We start from the raw sequence: 18,037 nt of genomic DNA on the forward strand, positions 1-18,037 counted from the left end.
CTGCGATCGCATCTTGAGAGTCACGCACCCTGCTTGAGAATGATTAATCGTCAAAAATTGTATCATTAGCCATAGCTAAAAGCCGAGCTTGCGCTAAAGTTGTTAAAGATTAAAATTTATCGATCGCCTTTTATGCCTTACACTGCATCTACCCCAACAGACCCCAATCAATCCAACATCCGCAATGCCGACTACCGCCTACTAGAATTCACTAAGCTGACACCGATGATGCAGCGGTATGTTGAAGTGAAAGAACAGTATCCCCACGCACTTTTATTCTTTCGAGTCGGAGATTTCTTTGAGTGTTTTTTCCAAGATGCCGTGACGATTTCGAGGGAATTAGAACTTGTTTGTACTAGCAAAGAAAGCGGCAAAGAAATCGGCAAAGTGCCGATGACAGGAGTGCCGCACCACGCCCTCGATCGCTACAGTTCTCAGTTAGTAGAAAAAGGCTATGCTGTGGTAATTTGCGACCAGGTTGAAGATGCCTCAATCGCCGCCCGTGAAGGCCGCCAAGTCAAGCGAGAAATTACGCGCATTCTCACTCCCGGAACTTTGACTGATGATGGAATGCTCAAACCGAGACAAAATAATTTTTTAGCAGCAGTTGTCATCGCTGGGGAACATTGGGGATTAGCTTATACTGATATTTCGACGGGAGAATTTGTCACTACCCAAGCGGACAGTTTAGAACAATTAACCCTAGAATTACTGCGATTGCAGCCTTCAGAGGTGCTAGTTCCGACTAATGCGCCGGATTTGGTGACGATGTTGAGGCCCGGAGAGAAATCCGACCATTTACCCGATTGTTTGCCGAATTCGTTTTGCTATTCTTTGCGATCGCAAATCCCGTTTACTTTGTCTGAAGCAAAACAAAGAATCTTGCAAAAATTCAAAGTGCGATCGCTCGAAGGTATGGGATGCGGACACCTTTCCCTCGCAGTGCGCGCCGCCGGCGGTTTGCTGCAATATCTCGAAGAAACTCAAAAAGAAAAAGCAGTTGCTTTGCAAAGATTGCACACTTACACCCTCACCGATTTTCTCACCCTCGACTACCAAACCAGGCGCAATTTAGAAATTACTCAAACCGTCAGAGATGGCATTTTTCACGGTTCGCTGCTGTGGGCGATCGACAAAACCAGCACCGCAATGGGAGGCCGCGCTTTGCGCCGCTGGGTGCTGCAACCTTTGCTCAACATTAAAGGTATTTGCGCCCGCCACGACACGATTCAAGAATTAGTAGAAGATAATCCGCTGCGCCAAGATTTGCAGCAGTTGCTGCGCCAAATTTACGACATCGAAAGACTGACAGGGCGCGCCGGTTCTGGAACAGCTAGCGCCAGAGATTTGGTAGCTTTAGCCGATTCTCTCTCGAAACTGCCGGAATTGGCCGCGATCGCAACTCAAGGGATCTCGCCCTATTTGAAAGCGCTGCAAAATGTCCCGCCAATTCTCGAAGAATTAGCAGCTACAATTCACGCTCATTTAGTTGACGAACCGCCGATTCATTTAAAAGAAGGAGGTTTGATTCGATCGGGAATTAATGCAATGCTTGATGAGATGCGCCAGAGTGCATCAGGAGACCAAGAATGGATTGCTAATTTAGAAGCTAACGAACGGCAACGCACCGGAATTACTAATTTAAAAGTAGGCTACAATAAAGCTTTCGGCTATTACATCAGTATTACAAAATCTAAAATTGACCAAGTACCGAACGATTACACTCGCAAGCAAACTCTTACCAATGAAGAACGCTACAGTACAGAAGAATTAAAAGAAAGGGAAGTGCGGATTCTGACGGCGCGGGAAGATTTAAATCAGTTGGAATACGATATTTTTGCAAAAGTGCGATCGGAGGTAGGAGAGCAGGCGGAAATTATTCGCAACGTTTCCCGCGCGGTGGCGGCGGCCGATGTTTTGTGTGGTTTGGCGGAAGTAGCGGTTTATCAAGATTACTGTCGCCCGACTATGGTTGAAAGTCGGGAAATTAAAATTATTGAAGGTTGTCATCCGGTGGTAGAAAAGTCTTTACCGCCGGGATTTTTTGTCCCAAACTCGGCTTTTTTGGGTCGGGAAGCATCGCTAAATCGCCCAGATTTAATAATTTTAACCGGGCCAAATGCTAGCGGAAAAAGTTGTTATTTGCGGCAGGTGGGTTTGATTCAGTTAATGGCGCAGATGGGCAGTTTTGTGCCGGCGAAAGCTGCGACTTTGGGAATTTGCGATCGCATTTTTACCCGTGTCGGCGCGGTGGATGATTTGGCAACGGGTCAATCTACGTTTATGGTGGAGATGAACGAAACTGCCAATATTCTCAATCACGCCACGCCACAATCGTTAGTTTTGCTGGATGAAATTGGCAGGGGAACGGCGACGTTTGACGGACTTTCGATTGCTTGGTCTGTGGCCGAATATTTAGCAAGCGAGATTCGGGCGCGGACAATTTTTGCTACTCACTATCACGAATTAAATGAGTTAGCTTCTATTTTGGATAATGTGGCAAATTATCAGGTGACTGTGAAGGAATTGCCGGATCAAATTGTATTTTTGCACCAAGTTCAGCCAGGGGGCGCTGATAAATCTTACGGAATTGAAGCGGGGAGGTTGGCTGGTTTGCCGCCGTCGGTGATTGAGAGGGCGAGACAGGTGATGAAGCAGATTGAGAAACATAGCAAAATTGCGATCGGACTGCGGAAGGGTGTTAAAAAAGAAGGGGAAAAAGAGTCTGAAGGCCAACAGTTAGATATCTTTGATGATTGAAACTTTAAGTATAGCTAAAAGCATCTCCCTTAAAAACTCAGAATGATTCGGCGGTTGAAACCGCATCTACACAAACGATGTCGGCCTGCGCCGACTGGTTCATAAAGTAACATACCTCCTTGACGATTCGGCGGTTGAAACCGCATCTACACAAACCATGTCGGCCTGCGCCGACTGGTTCATAAAGGGGAACCCAAACTCAGATTTAAGGACTAAAATCCTTACTACGAACTAATAACTAGCGTTCATTCTTCAACTTTATTAATTCTTTGTGCACGCTCATTCCAATTTCCAGAGCTTCATTTAGCAACCGCCCGTATTCAGTCGCCCGCTCATATCGATCGCAAAGTGCAGCAGGTAGGTCAAAATCCGCTGCAAAACCGTCGTTCAAAGCTATTCCACTCAGAAACTGGGTTTTTTCCAATATCTTCGCATCTAATCGAATATCTTCGCAAAAACCCGGTTTCTCGCTACGACGCACAATCTCAGAAAAACCCGATTTCTCGCCGCCAACCCCTGATTTATCTTCGTCCATCCGCGTAAATCCGCCAACATCTGCGGCCAAATTATGAAAAGACTCGTATATAATTAACATAGAACAGAGCGGAGTCAAAGCTATGTCAACCACAGAAAAAGTTCGCTGGACAAGCGCTGATTTAGAATCCTTACCCGATAACGGCAACCGTTACGAAATAATCGAAGGAGAATTGGTTGTGACAAGAGCACCTCATTGGGAACATCAAGACGTTGCTAACAATGTTTGTGTTGAATTAACTATTTGGTCAAGACAGACGAAGTTAGGTAAAGCTGTCCAGGTACCGGGTCTTGTTTTTACGGATAGTGATAATGTTATTCCTGATGTAGTTTGGGTAAGCTATGAACGTTTAGCACAGATATTAGATGAAGCCGGACATTTGGCGGGTGCACCGGAGTTGGTGGTAGAGGTGATGTCTCCCGGTGAAGAGAATGAAAAGCGCGATCGCCAATCCAAGCTAAAATTATATTCAGTTCAAGGCGTGCGCGAATATTGGATATTTGACCGCATACAGCAAAAAGTAGAAATTTACCGTCGGGAAAGCGGAATTTTGAAATTAGCGATGACTTTATTTAAAGAAGATAATTTAACCAGTCCTTTGTTACCCGGTTTTAGCGTGTCGGTAGCCACATTATTTGTCTAGAGATTTTGAATAATTACTACCCCTGCACAATCTCAGAAACCGGGTTTTTTCCAATATCTTCCCCACTAATCGAATATCTTTGCAAAAACCCGGTTTCTCGCCACACGCAGAATCTCAGAAACCGGGTTTTTTCAGATATCTTCGCATCTAATCGAATATCTTCGCAAAAACCCGGTTTCTCGCCACACGCACAACCATGATAAAATAAATCCCGATATTATTCACAACTCCCCACAATGGAAGAAAACCGCGCCCAAGCCTACCTAGAACTAATTCACACCCTGCTGAATTGCCCCAGCGGATCGGAACCGCAGATATTGCAAGATAATATAGAATTGTTGGATGTCGAATTTCTGGAAACTTGCGAGTTGGTAGCAGAAAAAATGGCACAGCAAGGAGGAGAAAACGGTGCTAGCTTCCTGCGAAATCTGATTAGTCAGCTATTACAATTAATCGATATCAACGATGGCGATAACTCCGAAGGTGAAAATCCCCAAGAGTATGCAAACTTTATCCTAGAATTATTGCAAGCAGAAGATGCTAGCACTAGCAATGCAGCAGTAATTCACCCCATGCTAGCTGAACGACAACATCTCCTCAATGACAGTTTTTCGGGGATTTTAGAGCAAGTATTGCAGAGGTTAATTGCTGGCGAAAATGCCCAAACCATTGACTCAATGGTCAGCCTCGTGGAAGACTTGACCATTAATATTAGCAATTTTTCGGGTGGGAATAGAGCGAATAATATTGAAATTGCCATTGCTGCTTATCAGATTGTTTTGAATAATCGGCAACCGGGAAGCCAAAAATTTGCTCAAACTCAAAACAATTTAGCTGCTGCCTATATTAGCAGAATAAAGGGTTCGCGGGCGGAAAATGTGGAAATGGCGATCGCCCTTTATGGCGCTGCTTTAACAGTCTACACCCTTGAGGCTTTCCCGGAAGATTGGGGAATGGCTCAAAATAACCTAGCTGCTGCTTACGCCAACAGAATCAACGGTTCGCGGGCGGAAAATATTGATCGCGCGATCGCATTTTTTGAGGCTGCTTTAACTGTTCGTAACCCCGAACAGTTTCCTGAAGATTGGGCAATGATTCAATATAACCTAGGTAATGCCCACAATGACAGAATCAACGGTTCGCGGGATGAAAATCTGGCAAAAGCGCGATCGTTTTATGAGGCAGCTTTAACAGTATATACCCGTGAGGATTTCCCTGAATATTGGGCAATGATTCAAAAGAAGCTGGCTAATGCCTAATGTGAGGTAGCCTTAACAATCTCAGAAACCGGGTTTTTTCCGATATCTTCGCGCACCATCTCAGAAACCGGGTTTTTTCCCATCTCTTCGCCTGTAACCAAATATTCTCGAAAAAATCCGGTTTCTGGCAACCCATCGACGAATCATGGTAAATAAACATCCGTGTTATTGACAACTCCCCATAATGCAAGAAAACCGCGATCGAGCTTATCTCCAATTAATTCACACCCTGCTGAATTGCCCCAACGGACACGAACCCCAGATATTACAGGATAACTCAGAATTATTGGATCGCGGATTTCTGGAAACTTGCGAGTCAGTAGCGGCAAAGTTGGCAGCACAAGGAGGCGAAAATGGCGCGAATTTTCTCCGAAATCTGGTCAGTCACCTAGGGCAATTCATCGATATGAACGATGACGGAGATAGCAATAACTCTCAAGGTGAAAATCCCCAAGAGTATGCCAACTTTATCCTAGAATTATTGCAAGCACAACAAGCTAGTAAGGGCGATATTAAAGTAATTTACCCCATGCTGGACGGGCGGCAACATCTCCTCAATGCCCGTTTTGCCGAGACTTTACAGCAAGTAGCTCAGAGGTTACTTGATGGCGAAAATGCAGAAACAATTAGCTCAATTGTCAGCCTCCTTGAAAATTTGAGTATTCGTATTAGTAACTTTCCTCGTGGGAATAGAGCGAATAATATTGAAATTGCCATCGCTGGTTATCAAATAGTTTCAAATAATCGGGAACCGGGGAAGGAAGATTGGGCAAGGACTCAAAATAACCTAGGTAGTTCCTACGGTAAGAGAATCAGGGGAAAGAAAGCAGAGAATATCGAACAGGAGATAGGCTTTTATGAGAGGGCTTTAACAGTCTATACCCTTGAGGATTTCCCTGAAGATTGGGCATGGACTCAAAATAACCTAGCTGCTGCCTATACTGACAGAATCAACGGTTTGCGAGCGGAAAATCTGGAACGGGCGATCGGTTTTTGTGAGGCTACTTTAACAGTTTATACCCTTGAGGATTTTCCTGAAAAATGGGCAATGATTCAATATAACCTAGCTAATGCCTACAATAAAAGAATCAACGGTTCGCGGGCGGAAAATCTGGAACGGGCGATCGGCTGTTATGAGGCAGCTTTAACAGTCTATACCCTTGAGGATTTCCCTGAAAAATGGGCATTGACTCACAATAACCTAGCTAATGCCTACAAAAATAGAATCAAGGGTTCGCGCCCGGAAAATCTGGAACGGGCTATGGGCTTTTTTGAAGCAGCTTTAACAGTCTATACCCTTGAGGATTTCCCGTTAGAAAACGCACGAACTTTAAATAACCTGGGCTGGGCTTATCTGGCAAAACTAGACTACATCAACCTAGAAAAACCAGCAGACACAAACCAAAAACCAGCAACTCTCCAAAGTGCCTACGATACCTTTAAAACTGCCATAATCGGAGCCTCCAAACTGCGGAAGTTGGAATCGCAAAATGAAAACAAACAAAAACACGACTTGCAGTGGGATAGGCTTTACAGGGGTATGGTGCAAGTATGTCTCGATCGCACCAGCAACCAAGAAGCACTCTTATATGCCGAAGCGAACAAAGCCCGCAACCTTGCCGAATTAATCGCCCAAAAACAGGAAATTCCCAAAACCCTAACACCCATCACCTTCAGCGAAATCACCCAACTCCTCACCCCAAACACCGCCCTCATTGAGTGGTACATCACCGACGCAGAAATCATCACCTTTGTAGTCCCTTACCCCGACGTGCTGACAGTGCATCGCAACCCTCAACACGATGAATTAACCGACTTAGTTAACGACTACCGAGAATCCTACAAAACCAGCAAAACCAACTGGCAAAAACAACTTGCTACCAGGCTCCAGCGCCTCGCCGACATCCTCCAAATCACCACAATTCTGCCGCCATCAAGTACCAGATTAATCCTAATTCCCCACTGGTTGCTGCATTTGTTCCCCCTCCACGCCCTACCCCTAACAGACGGCGAATTCTTATTAGATAAATACCTCGAAGGCATTCAATACAGCCCCAGTTGCCAACTCCTGCAACAGATTACCATCCACCCAAATTTTGACCAACTCCTCGCCCTGCAAAACCCCACCTCCGATCTGCGCTACACCGATTTAGAAGTCGCCAGCATCGCCCCCAAATTCGCGCTCAGTCAAATTCTCCCCGGCGATGAAGCGAGTAAAACAAATCTCCTAGAAAAGTATCTAGAACAGTTAGAAAACGCCGACTGCGCGCACTTTTCCTGTCACGGCTCTTTCAATCCCGACGATCCGCTAAAATCGTTTTTAATCTTGTCTGGCGGCATCGTAGGGGAAGAACCCCCCCAGCCCCCCTTACCAAGGGGAGAGCAAGAGGAGGAAGTTGTCAAAGTCCCCGTTGTTGAACCCGGAGATCCCCCCCAGCCCCCCTTAAGAAGGGGGGAGCAAGAAGTTGTCAAAGTCCCCCTTCTTAAGGGGGATTTAGGGGGATCGGATTTACGAGAAGAAGAGCAAGAAGTTGTCAAAGTCCCCCTTCTAAAGGGGGATTTAGGGGGATCGGATTTAGATGAATCGGATCGTTACGTGGAATGGCGCGACGGCAAAACAGCGGACATTAACAAATGCCTAACATTAGCAGATATCTTGTTACTGCAATTCAAACATTGCCGCCTAGTCGTGCTTTCCGCCTGCGAAACCGCGCTAATTGACACCAACAATCGCTCCGATTATATTGGATTACCGACAGGATTTATCCACGCCGGTGCAATGGGAACCCTAGCCAGTCTTTGGGCTGTCAACGACCTCTCCACCGCCTTGATCATGGTAAAATTCTATGAATTGCTCAAACCAGGAGTTAGCATCGGTAAAGCCCTCCACGATACCCAGCGCTGGTTTAAGTCTGCCGCGACTTCCGATTTGCTATCATGGGTGCAGGAATCGGACAGTTTCGAGGCCGATAGAAAAAAACCGATCCTCAAGGAATTAAAAGGCTACAATGATGACGAACAACCCTATGGCGATGTTTATCATTGGGGAGCGTTTTGTGCGATAGGATTATAATCCAAGGAAAGATTTAATTTAATCGATGAAAACCGATAGCATATTTTACAACATCTTCCAAGAATTCCCCTTTGTATTCTTTGCCCTTCTGGGCATACCCGCCGAGAGTGCCAACCAATACCAATTTACATCCCAAGAAGTCAAACAATTAGCTTTTCGCCTAGACGGTTTATTTCTACCAATTATTCCCGATTCTCAACTACCATTCTACGTTGTAGAAGTCCAATTTCAACCAGATCCAACACTCTACTACCGTCTTTTTGCCGAACTATTCATCTATCTCAAACAATACCAACCGCCGCACCCTTGGCAATTGGTAGTCATCTACCCAAATCGGCAAACCGAAAGAGAAAATAGCATCCACTTTCAGGAAATGCTCGCCCTCCCACAAATCACCCGTGTTTACATCAATGAACTAAGTGCATCAGAAACAGCATCTCTACCCATAAAATTGATTAAACTGGTAATCGAACCAGACAACACCGCCGAAAACTTTGCCATAGATTTAGCCAGACAAGCCGAAACCGAAATATCGGATTCCACAGCCAGAAAAAACTTCATCAACTTACTAGAAACCATCATTGTTTACAAATTACCCCAAAAAACTAGAGAGGAAGTTGCCGCCATGTTTAACCTAACCGACTTAAAACAAACCCGATTTTATCAAGATGTTTTTGCCGAAGGACAAGCAGAAGAACAAGCTAAAGCTAAACAACGAGACAAAGCTCTTATTTTCAAAATGTTTAGTCTGGGATTGGCTACAGAACAAATTGCTACAATCTTTAACTTACCCCTAGCTGAAGTAACAGCGACTATCGCCGAAGCTCAAAAAGAACAAGCTGAACAAGCCGAGCAAAATTAATCAACCCACGCTAAAATTAGTAGGGTGCGTCAGTTACGAAAACCCTGATTTTTCGACCAACCTAATACTGACCCACTTTACAAGTCGATCAAAGTGTGACACTTGCCTAATTGCTCATTCAAACAACATCCATTTGTGAGATAAAATTATGAACGAAGTCGATATTTTGTCCCAAATCTATAACGCCATTACCACCGCCCCGGCAATTTTGACTCCCCCTTTCATCGAAAGATTGCTCGCCGAAGTCCTCCCTTTAGCAGAATCTGGTGCTGATAATGATACTGTAGAAGATGCTATAAATACACTCTACAAACAATTTAAAGATATTAGAGATGCAATCAAAAATCTGGTCAGAAAAAATCTCGATGATGTAGAAGCAGAAGCCACGCCCGGTTATGAAACAATCGTCAATACCTATCCCGACATCAAAAAGCTAGAAGCAAGCTTGAAAAAACGCATTGACAAAGCCGATGCTAAAAATTGACCATCCCCAAATCTACATCTACAGCTACCAACTCAGCCAGGAAAGCAAAACCAAAGCTAACTCAATCTGGACTTGGGCTAATAGTATCTGGCAACATTTTAGCCTAGAAAAAGAGATAATTTTTTCCCAAGCCAACCTCGGTTATCCCCTAACTAAAGTCAAAAAAATCTCGCATTCCAATAAAATTGATGGTTCTTTTAAGTTTTGCCTTCTGGAGGATAGCGAAGGCATTTTAGCGAGAATTGGTAGCCCAGAAACCGATGAAAATAAAGGCCTCGAAATCACAGGATTACAACAATTAAATGAAAATAATCTCCTAATTCCTGATAATTATCAAGATTGGCTAGGACAGACTATTTTTATCACCTACAAATTACAAAGTTATTCACATCCAACCAAAGATTCCATCCGCGAAGTTGCAGATAAATGTTTAAATAATCTGTTCCCCGAAGCATCTGTCCGTCCACCTTTTTACCGCGATACTGAGTTACTGGGTTCTCCAATTTTTGAGTATAGTTCGATAAAAAGTCAACTGCAAGTCTTTGTTTATCTGGTTGATGATGATATTGAGGGCAAATTAGGGCAAATTATTCAACCTTTGTTTGAACTGTTTTATTACCGCCATAAAATCACTAAAGCTTTTCTGGATAGTCGCAGCAATTATGATTTACTTAAGAAACTCTACGCAGAAATTGAGGTGACAATCGCTAGCTTACAAACAAAAATCGCTGACTTTGAATCGAACAATGATGTTGATTCCCAGGAAAATGTTAATCTAGATAAGTCTTTAACCTATCTCAAAATCAAACTAAAAGAGTTACTGGGAGAAAGTTTGAATTATGAAAGAGCCTTAGAATATCTCGAAGATTTTAATAATACGATTAATATTCACGTTTACAATTATCAGGAAAAGCTGTCTGAGATTTCTTATAAATGGCAATTTTCAACGGATAAATTGACAACATTTAATTTTTTCATTGAGAGAAGTTGTCCGTATTTTCAACGACAAATTCAGGGCGATTTAGGCTATTTTAAACATGGTACTGATTTGATTAAGATTGCGGTGGATTTGGTAGCGGGGATTGTGGATATCGAACAAGCAGAAATCGATCGCTCTTTAGAAAGAACTATTCAAATATGGGGTACTGGATTAGGGGCTGGAGGCCTTGTGGTGTCTGCGGTTTCAAATTATATCCAGACACCCCTAGTGTTCAGAATACCTCAAAAAGGGGATGTGCTTCATCCGGCTGTAGCTAGTCTGTTGTTGAGTCTTTTGGTTGTAATTCTGGTTTCTGGATTGATGGGCTGGATTAATGGTGCGTGGAAGATTAATCATTTGAGATGGTTGCGGCGCAAGTCTGAACCTCGGAGATTGCACGATTCCCAACGTCCACCAGTTAATGATATTGTACAGGAAGCGGCCCAAGTGCAACAGACTTCTGAACAATAAGGCCAAAGAAACCGGGTTTTTACCGAATCTTTGCGCCACAATTAATGATTTTTCCTAAAAAGCCGGTTTCTGATTCCGCCGGCTAAGAGATAATTCAAAAGTGTTGAAATCCTCGATCGATCTTTAAGCCCACATCAGGACAAATACCGCTGCTATCACTCAACAAAATATCCTTGCTTTCGGTAGTGATTCCCACGATCGCAGCACCATCACCAATTCGATCGACCAATAGCTTAGCATGGGCGATCGGCAAAAACAACACTAACTCAAAATCTTCGCCGCCGTACAACGCCCAATCTAAAGCTGTTTCGGTTGATACGATTTCCCTTAAAATAGGAGGAATTGGTATTGTGGCGCGATCGACTTTTGCACCCACACCGCTAGCCCGACAAACTTGCACAATCGCATCTGCTAAACCGTCGCTGCTATCCATTCCGGCGATGGAAAATTCACCCGCAGCATCTAAAATTTCCCAAACAACCGGCAAAACATCCAGTCGCGGTTTAGGCCGCTGATGAGCGAGAATTAGAGAAGTTCGATCGCCCTTTTCCAGATTGAGCCCAAATTCTGGATTCAACAACAATTCTAATCCCGCGCGGGAGGCTCCGTGCACGCCAGTCGCCACAATCGCCCAATTCGAGATCGCATTTGACCTGCGAATGGTACGATTTTCCTCAACTTGTCCAAAAGCAGTAATCGCAACTGTCACCACGGGCGATCGCACCGCATCCCCACCCACGATCGGCGTATGATAAACTTCCAAACAAGCCGTCATCCCCCGATAAAACTCTTCCACCCAATCCACAGCCGTATCCGCAGCCACAGCCAGGGCTACCGTCACCGCCAGAGGGGTTGCTCCCATTGCCGCGAGATCCGACAAATTTGCCGCTGCGGCGCGCCAGCCTGCATAATAAGGGCCTGTGGTGCGATCGCTAAAATGCACTCGATCTACCAGCATATCAGTAGTAATAACTAAAGAGCGATCGGCTGGAACGGCAATGACTGCTGCATCATCTCCCACAATTTCCGCAGGGCAAAATCTCTGCAAAATTGTTAAAAGTCCCTGTTCTCCGATGTCCTTAATTTTCATACCTTCTTTCTCCTGCCTTCTTCCTAATAACCAATAACTAATAACCAATAACTAATAACTAATTACAATAACTAATAACCAATCACTCACAACCAATCACTAACAACCAATCAATAATAACTACTGACTAATGACTAATGACTAATGACTACTGACTAATGACTACTGACTTCCCAATTACCATTCCTTACCCGAACTAGGCGGCAAGCGCAACCTAGGAAATCGATAAAAAGTATCTCCTTCATCATCCACTTCTAAAATAGCCGAAAAAACTTTAACTTGCCGGTTTAAATACTCCTGAGCAACTTCAGCCTCCACCCTAGCGCTGGCGGCCAACTGAATCAGCGACATCTGACTGTTTTGATTTTCCAACAACTGATAAAAAGCCTCATCCAACTGTCGCTTTTGCTTGCTTTCATTCAGATTATTGACAATCAACAAGCCTGCGAATCCGCCCAAACCAATTACCAATAAAAATTCTAAAATTGCCATAAAATCGATTGTATTGCGAGTTTGAATAACGCTGAATAAAACTAAATGAAATAATGATGTTAATTCAACTTCTACTTATCTAATAAATTTTTGCAGCCTGCCTCTGCAGGCTTTGTTTTTGTAGAAATGATTTAAATCACCGTTTTAATTGATTCTTGCAGCCCGCAGAAGCGGGCTTTGTTTGTGCGATCGTGTTGCTAGCGATTTAAATCGCCGTCTTTGTTTGCGTACCGATCAAACTTGAGGTTGAACTAAATTTTCCTTACCTTTAATCACCTTAGCAGATACAATCTTGTCTCCCTGCTTCAGTTGCTCCAAAACCTCTTTTCCTTCAGTCACGTAACCAAAAACAGCATATCTACCGTCCAACAGATTCAAACCAGCGGGCGTAAGTTCAGGTTCAAACAAGAAAAAGAAAAATTGAGAAGAACCGCTGTCGGGCTCGGCTTCTTCCCTAGCCATCGCCACAGTACCGAAAGCCGAAAAAGGCAAAACAGGTTCGTCGCGATAGCGCCCCGCATCTTCTAGAGTAATCCCGTAAACAGGTTCTTTTTCGTCCCTAACGAGCACTTCTAGCGGAATATTCCGATATTTGCCAGTAGCTGGGTCAATAAAACCCACTTCCTTGCCTTCGGGGTCTCCCGTTTGCAAAACATAGGATTCTTCCGATCGAATAAACGATAAACCGTCATAAAAACCTCGATCGACCAAATCCACAAAATTACCAGCAGTCACCGGCGCGCTGTAACCGTCAACCACAAGAGTCATTTTTCCCTTTTGAGTTTCCACAGCCACAGTAGCGCGCCCTTTCAGTTGAGGCAGATTAGCATACTTTGCCGGTACTTCAAACGGAAACTCTGTCACCATCAACTCTTGGATTTCGCCTACCGAACCGAGGATTGTGGCTTTCAAATCAATCACTTTTTCCCTGTCTTTAGCCTCAACAGCCTTTTCCAGTTGGGCAACTCCCTCCTTGACTCGCACGACTAGCGCCTCAGCTTCCGGCTTTTGCGCCTCGGGAATACTCGCTAAAATATCTGACTCCCGCAGGTTGAGAATCCTTGAAGCCTTGCTGACATCGCTGCTAATGGGCCCCCAACGCTTAGAACGTATGTGGTTGCCAATATCTTCGAGACTGATTTGCAATTCTCGCACAGTCTGATTGTCAATCGGTAAAGCTAAGCGCAGCAGCGCCCGGCCGTCGGTAATCGCATTCCCCGCAGGCATACTGCTGGGGCGTTTGGCATGGGATACTTCACTGAAACTCAGGGAGAGTGAGAACAGCAGGAGTGCTAAAGCGACGGTTTTGACCAAGCGCTTGCACCTATCGATCGAGAAATTCTGCAAATGCAACATAACTTTAACTTTTATTGCCTCTTTTATCTTCCCACAGCGCTGCCCGCCTTCTAACCGTTACATCCGTTCCCAAACTTCATTCCTGAGAGAGCTTTTTAGCTTTCGGTACAGAAGTTGCTCCCTTTCAACGGTAAAATAAAATGCCAATTGCTTTTTGATGCCGTCGGCTAGACTGCGGCTTTAAGCTGACACTGCTCAAAAACTGATACAATCCCCAGACTCCTGTCGTGGAGAGATCGAACATTTTAGACCGAGGTTCCTGCTTTGGTGACTCACTCAGCCACCAGTAAATCTCAAATCGAAAAATGGCAAATCTAAAATCGACTGACTGTAGTTCCCCCGTGCCCTCCGGCGACGGGATTGCCCGCAAAAATTTTTTATATGATTTCCAGTAACGACTTCCGAACAGGTGTTTCAATTGAATGGAATAACGGCGTGTGGCGGGTTATCGAATTCCTCCACGTTAAGCCAGGAAAAGGCTCAGCTTTTGTGCGGACAAAATTAAAAAACGTCCAAACAGGAAGCGTAGTAGAACAAACTTTCCGGGCTGGGGAGAATATGCCTCAAGCCAATCTCGAAAAGAGCTCGATGCAGCATACCTATAAAGAAGGCGACCAGTTTGTCTTTATGGATATGGAAACTTACGAGGAAAGTCGCCTCAGTGCTAAGGAAATAGGCGATCGTGTCAAATATCTCACTGAAGGAATGGAAGTTAGCATCCTTCGCTGGAATGACCAAATCATGGAAGTGGATCTGCCCAACTCTGTCGTCTTGGAAGTGACGCAAACCGATCCCGGAGTCAAAGGAGATACTGCCACCGGTGGCAGCAAACCCGCCATCCTCTCCACCGGCGCTCAGATTATGGTGCCTCTATTTATTTCGATTGGAGAACGGATTCGGATTGATACTCGTGAAGACAAGTACCTCGGTCGAGAGTAGAAACGACGGAGGAAAAGGGAGTTTTGAGTTCGGGTTTTAGAGTTTTAAGTTAAATAGCTAAAAATTCCACACTTATCGCTCAAAGCTTAAAAACTATCCCTTTTATCTCCAAACTCGGTGAGTTTCCTAGCTGCGCCGGATTCCTAATTTTCAATTATCAATTCTCAATTACCCTTTAATTTGCTGTGGAATTAGACTTAAACCAGCTTTGCGAATTGCTAACTGTTTTAGACAAAACAGGCATTTCGGAACTGACGTTAAAAAGTGGGGAGCTTGAACTGACAGTACGCAAAGGCATTCTAGCCAGCGAACCAAGCACCGCTGCAGCGCTCCCTGCTGCTGCGACAATCGCTCCGATCGCCTTGGGTGCTGCTAGTAGCTCCACTGTGGCATCACCGGATGCTGTTGGCGAAAATTCAGGAGCGGCTCAGGCTCATCCCCCTGCTGCCTTTTCTGCTGCCGTTTCTCCTCCTGTCGATACCAAATGGGTGCCAATTATCTCGCCGATGGTAGGAACCTTTTATCGCGCGGCAGGCCCCGATGAGCCACCTTTTGTCAATGTGGGCGATCGGATCAAAGTCAGCCAGACAGTTTGTATTATCGAAGCGATGAAGCTGATGAACGAAATTGATGCTGATGAAGTGTCCGGTCAAGTGATGGAAATTTTAGTTCAAAATGCGGAACCTGTCGAATACGGTCAAGTTTTGATGCGAATTAATCCGGATTGAAAGATTACTTTATTGTTATGGAATAAATCCTAATATTTCCAAATCGCTTCTCTCCGGTGAGTTTGATGAAGTCATCCCAGCCTGTCCCGCAAGAGGTTGTGCAACAAGTTGCTGAGTATTTCAGCATCCTGAGCGAACCAATGCGTTTACGAATTTTGAACTTGCTTCGCGACGGCGAAAAATGCGTGCAAGAGTTGGTGGAAGCTACTCAAACGAGTCAAGCCAATGTTTCTAAGCACCTCAAACTTATGGTGCAAGCTGGTATCCTCACTCGCCGGAGCGAAGGGACTTCAGCTTATTATAAGGTGCAGGACGAGTTAATTTTTGAGCTGTGCAATATGGTGTGCGATCGGCTTGCTACCAGGATCGAAGAGCAAGCCCTGCACTTTAGAGCATTTAGCCTGACATCAAATACTAAAAATTAGTTTTTAGTTGTTAGTTGTTAGTCCTTAGTCCTTAGTTGTTAGTCATTACAGTAATCCTTGCAGGATTTGCAGGACTATTCCTTACCATGCTCTTCGAGAGCATGGCAGATGGTTCGGCTCTGGCTCGCTTACATGGGTTTCCAGGCTCTGGGAAAGCCACCAGTTAACGTCATTAGTCACAAGTGCGATCGCCCCCCAATAGCAAACCTCATTAGTCCCCAGCCATCAGTTATCTCAAATCCGGTAACTGCGGAATTATACCTGACAAACGAGCGGGACACTTAGCTGCACGATCGCACTGCACTCAGAAAATATTATTTTTTGTAAAATATAAAAATATCATCAGTTATCAGTTATCAGTTATCAATCCCTACTTTTTTCATTCCGATCGATGATCTTCGCAAGCGGGGACAGCACTAATGACTAATAACTAATGACTCCTAATTTTTAAAGAGGAAAATTTTTGTCAAAACTTTGGCGGGTACTCGGCTGAGCAACCTCCAAACCTTCGCCACCCAAAAGTTCTAAAGGCTTGCCATCCACCGAAATCCAAACCTTAGCATTCGGTTTTAAACTCGTAGCCGTATAGATAACTTGCCCTAACCGGCCGGTCATCGAAGTGCTGCCTCCGCCCGAAGTAAATTCGGCCGACAAATCGACATAAACTCCGTCATTCTTGACACTCAAACTGCGGAGTTTTGTCCCTTGGGGAATTTCGCTATAAACAGTTGCATCCTTGGGCCCAGCCAACAAACTGTTAAAAGCAGCTTCTAAAGCTGTATCAGGCTCGTCAGCAGGTTTGACAGCTACTTTCGTAGGAACTGCTTCAAATTTACCACCGGCCCCTTTAACCCAGTAAACTTGGACTGTTGGAGCACCAGCCTCCGGCAAAGGCTTTGGCTGTGGCGACTTGGAAACCAGAGCCTGCTGTGGCAGAGTCTGTGGAGTCTGAGCCTGCGGCACCTCAACAGGATTGGGAGGAGGTACGGGAATAATTACAGCAGGGGATTCTGCAGGAGTTGGGGACAGCGCCGGAGCGGTAGTCGGAGCGGAGGAGTGCGTCTCTGCGGAGTTTGGCGAACGGTTCGCCGTCCACAAGGCAATACCCCCTCCCGCTGCTAAAGCGAACCCGCAAACACCGGCAATGACTGCTGTGGAGATGCGGCTTACTTCTGGTCCATCTTTCATAATACAAATCCTCCTTACAGATAGAGTGCTTCGCACGGTGAGGAGCGACTCCCGATCGGCTACATTTGTCTGTGGTTAGATTCTGGAATTGACACAATTGCATTGCTGCTAGCGAACTCTTTACGGCAAGTCTCACATATCCTGAATCCGACTATTGGAACCCTAGACCATTATATGAGGTTTCGCGCGTGGAGTATGTCACAGTATGTCGATCGGCCTAGTCGCCGCTATATTCTATAGTAGTCTTGACATACTCCCACCACGCTCGCGGAGTACCGCACCAGCGTGGGGGATTCTTATTCATGGTTCATCGAAGTCCACTTACCGCATCAAATTGCTGATCAACAGCAGTGGTGGTCTTCTCCCCATGCTTTCGCTCGTCCGAGCCAGATTCGTCATGCCCTGGCGTACTGTGTTTATTCCACTCAACTCCAAGAATATTCAGTCCTTTATACAGAATGTTCAGAGCTGCATTTGTATATGGATTTATTGTTTTACTTAACAACGGAAAAAAGCCGTCTTCAAAAGACGGGGTTTTCAACCCAATTTTCTGATAAATAGTTCGATCTGTTAACCGCAGAGTTCAACCAAAAGACAAAGATAAACGCAAATAATTCACTAATTGAAAGCGAATGAGTGCAAAACGTCTAAGCAAGAATGAGGTCAAAAAAAATATTTTTCCCCAAACAAAAAGCGCCCCTATTTCTAGGAGCGCTTTTTGTAATCTCAGACTAAAACTTAGCCGTTGATAGA

Annotated in this window: 15 protein-coding genes; 10 read left to right on the plus strand and 5 right to left on the minus strand. The window is 44.8% G+C overall.

What is annotated here, in order from left to right; all coding sequences use genetic code 11:
- The first annotated feature begins 132 nt into the window (after nucleotides 1-132).
- Complete coding sequence (mutS, locus tag QUA01_RS23340; protein ID WP_333091694.1) at nucleotides 133-2,760, plus strand: DNA mismatch repair protein MutS; 2,628 nt, start codon at nucleotides 133-135, stop codon at nucleotides 2,758-2,760.
- Nucleotides 2,761-2,998: 238 nt separating this feature from the next.
- Here the strand turns inward: mutS and QUA01_RS23345 are convergent, their stop codons facing one another.
- The gene (locus tag QUA01_RS23345; RefSeq protein WP_333091695.1) at nucleotides 2,999-3,355 is read right to left on the minus strand and encodes a hypothetical protein; all 357 of its coding nucleotides are present in this window, start codon (nucleotides 3,353-3,355) and stop codon (nucleotides 2,999-3,001) included.
- A 22-nt stretch (nucleotides 3,356-3,377) separates the two neighbouring features.
- Here QUA01_RS23345 and QUA01_RS23350 point away from each other — a divergent pair, with 22 nt between their 5' ends.
- From QUA01_RS23350 to QUA01_RS23375, 6 genes are all read left to right on the plus strand, one after another.
- The gene (locus tag QUA01_RS23350; RefSeq protein ID WP_333091696.1) at nucleotides 3,378-3,938 is read left to right on the plus strand and encodes a Uma2 family endonuclease; all 561 of its coding nucleotides are present in this window, start codon (nucleotides 3,378-3,380) and stop codon (nucleotides 3,936-3,938) included.
- A gap of 236 nt (nucleotides 3,939-4,174) precedes the next feature.
- On the plus strand, nucleotides 4,175-5,197 hold the full coding sequence (locus tag QUA01_RS23355) for a hypothetical protein (RefSeq protein WP_333091698.1): 1,023 nt from the start codon (nucleotides 4,175-4,177) through the stop codon (nucleotides 5,195-5,197).
- A 184-nt stretch (nucleotides 5,198-5,381) separates the two neighbouring features.
- On the plus strand, nucleotides 5,382-8,270 hold the full coding sequence (locus QUA01_RS23360) for a CHAT domain-containing protein (protein WP_333091701.1): 2,889 nt from the start codon (nucleotides 5,382-5,384) through the stop codon (nucleotides 8,268-8,270).
- Between the two features lie 25 nt (nucleotides 8,271-8,295).
- Nucleotides 8,296-9,132, plus strand: a complete 837-nt coding sequence (locus QUA01_RS23365) for an Rpn family recombination-promoting nuclease/putative transposase (RefSeq protein ID WP_333091703.1) — start codon at nucleotides 8,296-8,298, stop codon at nucleotides 9,130-9,132.
- A 148-nt stretch (nucleotides 9,133-9,280) separates the two neighbouring features.
- Entirely contained in the window at nucleotides 9,281-9,616 is a 336-nt protein-coding gene (locus QUA01_RS23370) for a hypothetical protein (protein WP_333091706.1), read from the plus strand.
- Nucleotides 9,603-11,066: a hypothetical protein gene (locus QUA01_RS23375; protein ID WP_333091708.1), complete on the plus strand. Its 1,464-nt coding sequence runs from the start codon at nucleotides 9,603-9,605 to the stop codon at nucleotides 11,064-11,066. The genes QUA01_RS23370 and QUA01_RS23375 overlap by 14 nt, the downstream gene beginning before the upstream one ends.
- A 94-nt stretch (nucleotides 11,067-11,160) precedes the next feature.
- Here QUA01_RS23375 and thiL read toward each other — a convergent pair whose 3' ends face one another.
- The 3 genes from thiL to QUA01_RS23390 all read right to left on the minus strand — a co-directional run bounded on the left by thiL (nucleotide 11,161) and on the right by QUA01_RS23390 (nucleotide 14,004).
- On the minus strand, nucleotides 11,161-12,156 hold the full coding sequence (gene thiL / locus QUA01_RS23380) for a thiamine-phosphate kinase (protein WP_333091709.1): 996 nt from the start codon (nucleotides 12,154-12,156) through the stop codon (nucleotides 11,161-11,163).
- 177 nt (nucleotides 12,157-12,333) lie between these two features.
- The gene (locus QUA01_RS23385) at nucleotides 12,334-12,648 is read right to left on the minus strand and encodes a hypothetical protein (protein ID WP_333091710.1); all 315 of its coding nucleotides are present in this window, start codon (nucleotides 12,646-12,648) and stop codon (nucleotides 12,334-12,336) included.
- A gap of 234 nt (nucleotides 12,649-12,882) precedes the next feature.
- Complete coding sequence (locus QUA01_RS23390; protein ID WP_333091712.1) at nucleotides 12,883-14,004, minus strand: peptidylprolyl isomerase; 1,122 nt, start codon at nucleotides 14,002-14,004, stop codon at nucleotides 12,883-12,885.
- A 381-nt stretch (nucleotides 14,005-14,385) separates the two neighbouring features.
- On the opposite strand from QUA01_RS23390, the gene efp reads away from it, so the two are divergent.
- The 3 genes from efp (at nucleotide 14,386) to QUA01_RS23405 (ending at nucleotide 16,096) form a co-directional block, all read left to right on the plus strand.
- Nucleotides 14,386-14,943 (plus strand): elongation factor P, encoded by a 558-nt coding sequence (efp, locus tag QUA01_RS23395; protein WP_333091714.1) that lies wholly within the window; start codon nucleotides 14,386-14,388, stop codon nucleotides 14,941-14,943.
- A 185-nt stretch (nucleotides 14,944-15,128) separates the two neighbouring features.
- Entirely contained in the window at nucleotides 15,129-15,671 is a 543-nt protein-coding gene (gene accB, locus QUA01_RS23400; protein WP_333091715.1) for an acetyl-CoA carboxylase biotin carboxyl carrier protein, read from the plus strand.
- A gap of 65 nt (nucleotides 15,672-15,736) precedes the next feature.
- Nucleotides 15,737-16,096 (plus strand): ArsR/SmtB family transcription factor, encoded by a 360-nt coding sequence (locus tag QUA01_RS23405; protein WP_194011574.1) that lies wholly within the window; start codon nucleotides 15,737-15,739, stop codon nucleotides 16,094-16,096.
- A 447-nt stretch (nucleotides 16,097-16,543) separates the two neighbouring features.
- On the opposite strand, the gene QUA01_RS23410 is transcribed toward QUA01_RS23405, so the two are convergent.
- Nucleotides 16,544-17,284 carry a GerMN domain-containing protein gene (locus tag QUA01_RS23410; RefSeq protein WP_194069054.1) on the minus strand — a complete coding sequence of 247 codons (741 nt, stop codon included), beginning with the start codon at nucleotides 17,282-17,284 and terminating at the stop codon, nucleotides 16,544-16,546.
- Nucleotides 17,285-18,037 lie beyond the last annotated feature (753 nt).

Source organism: Microcoleus sp. S36a_B3 (assembly GCF_036700745.1).
Taxonomy (GTDB): Bacteria; Cyanobacteriota; Cyanobacteriia; order Cyanobacteriales; family Microcoleaceae; genus Microcoleus.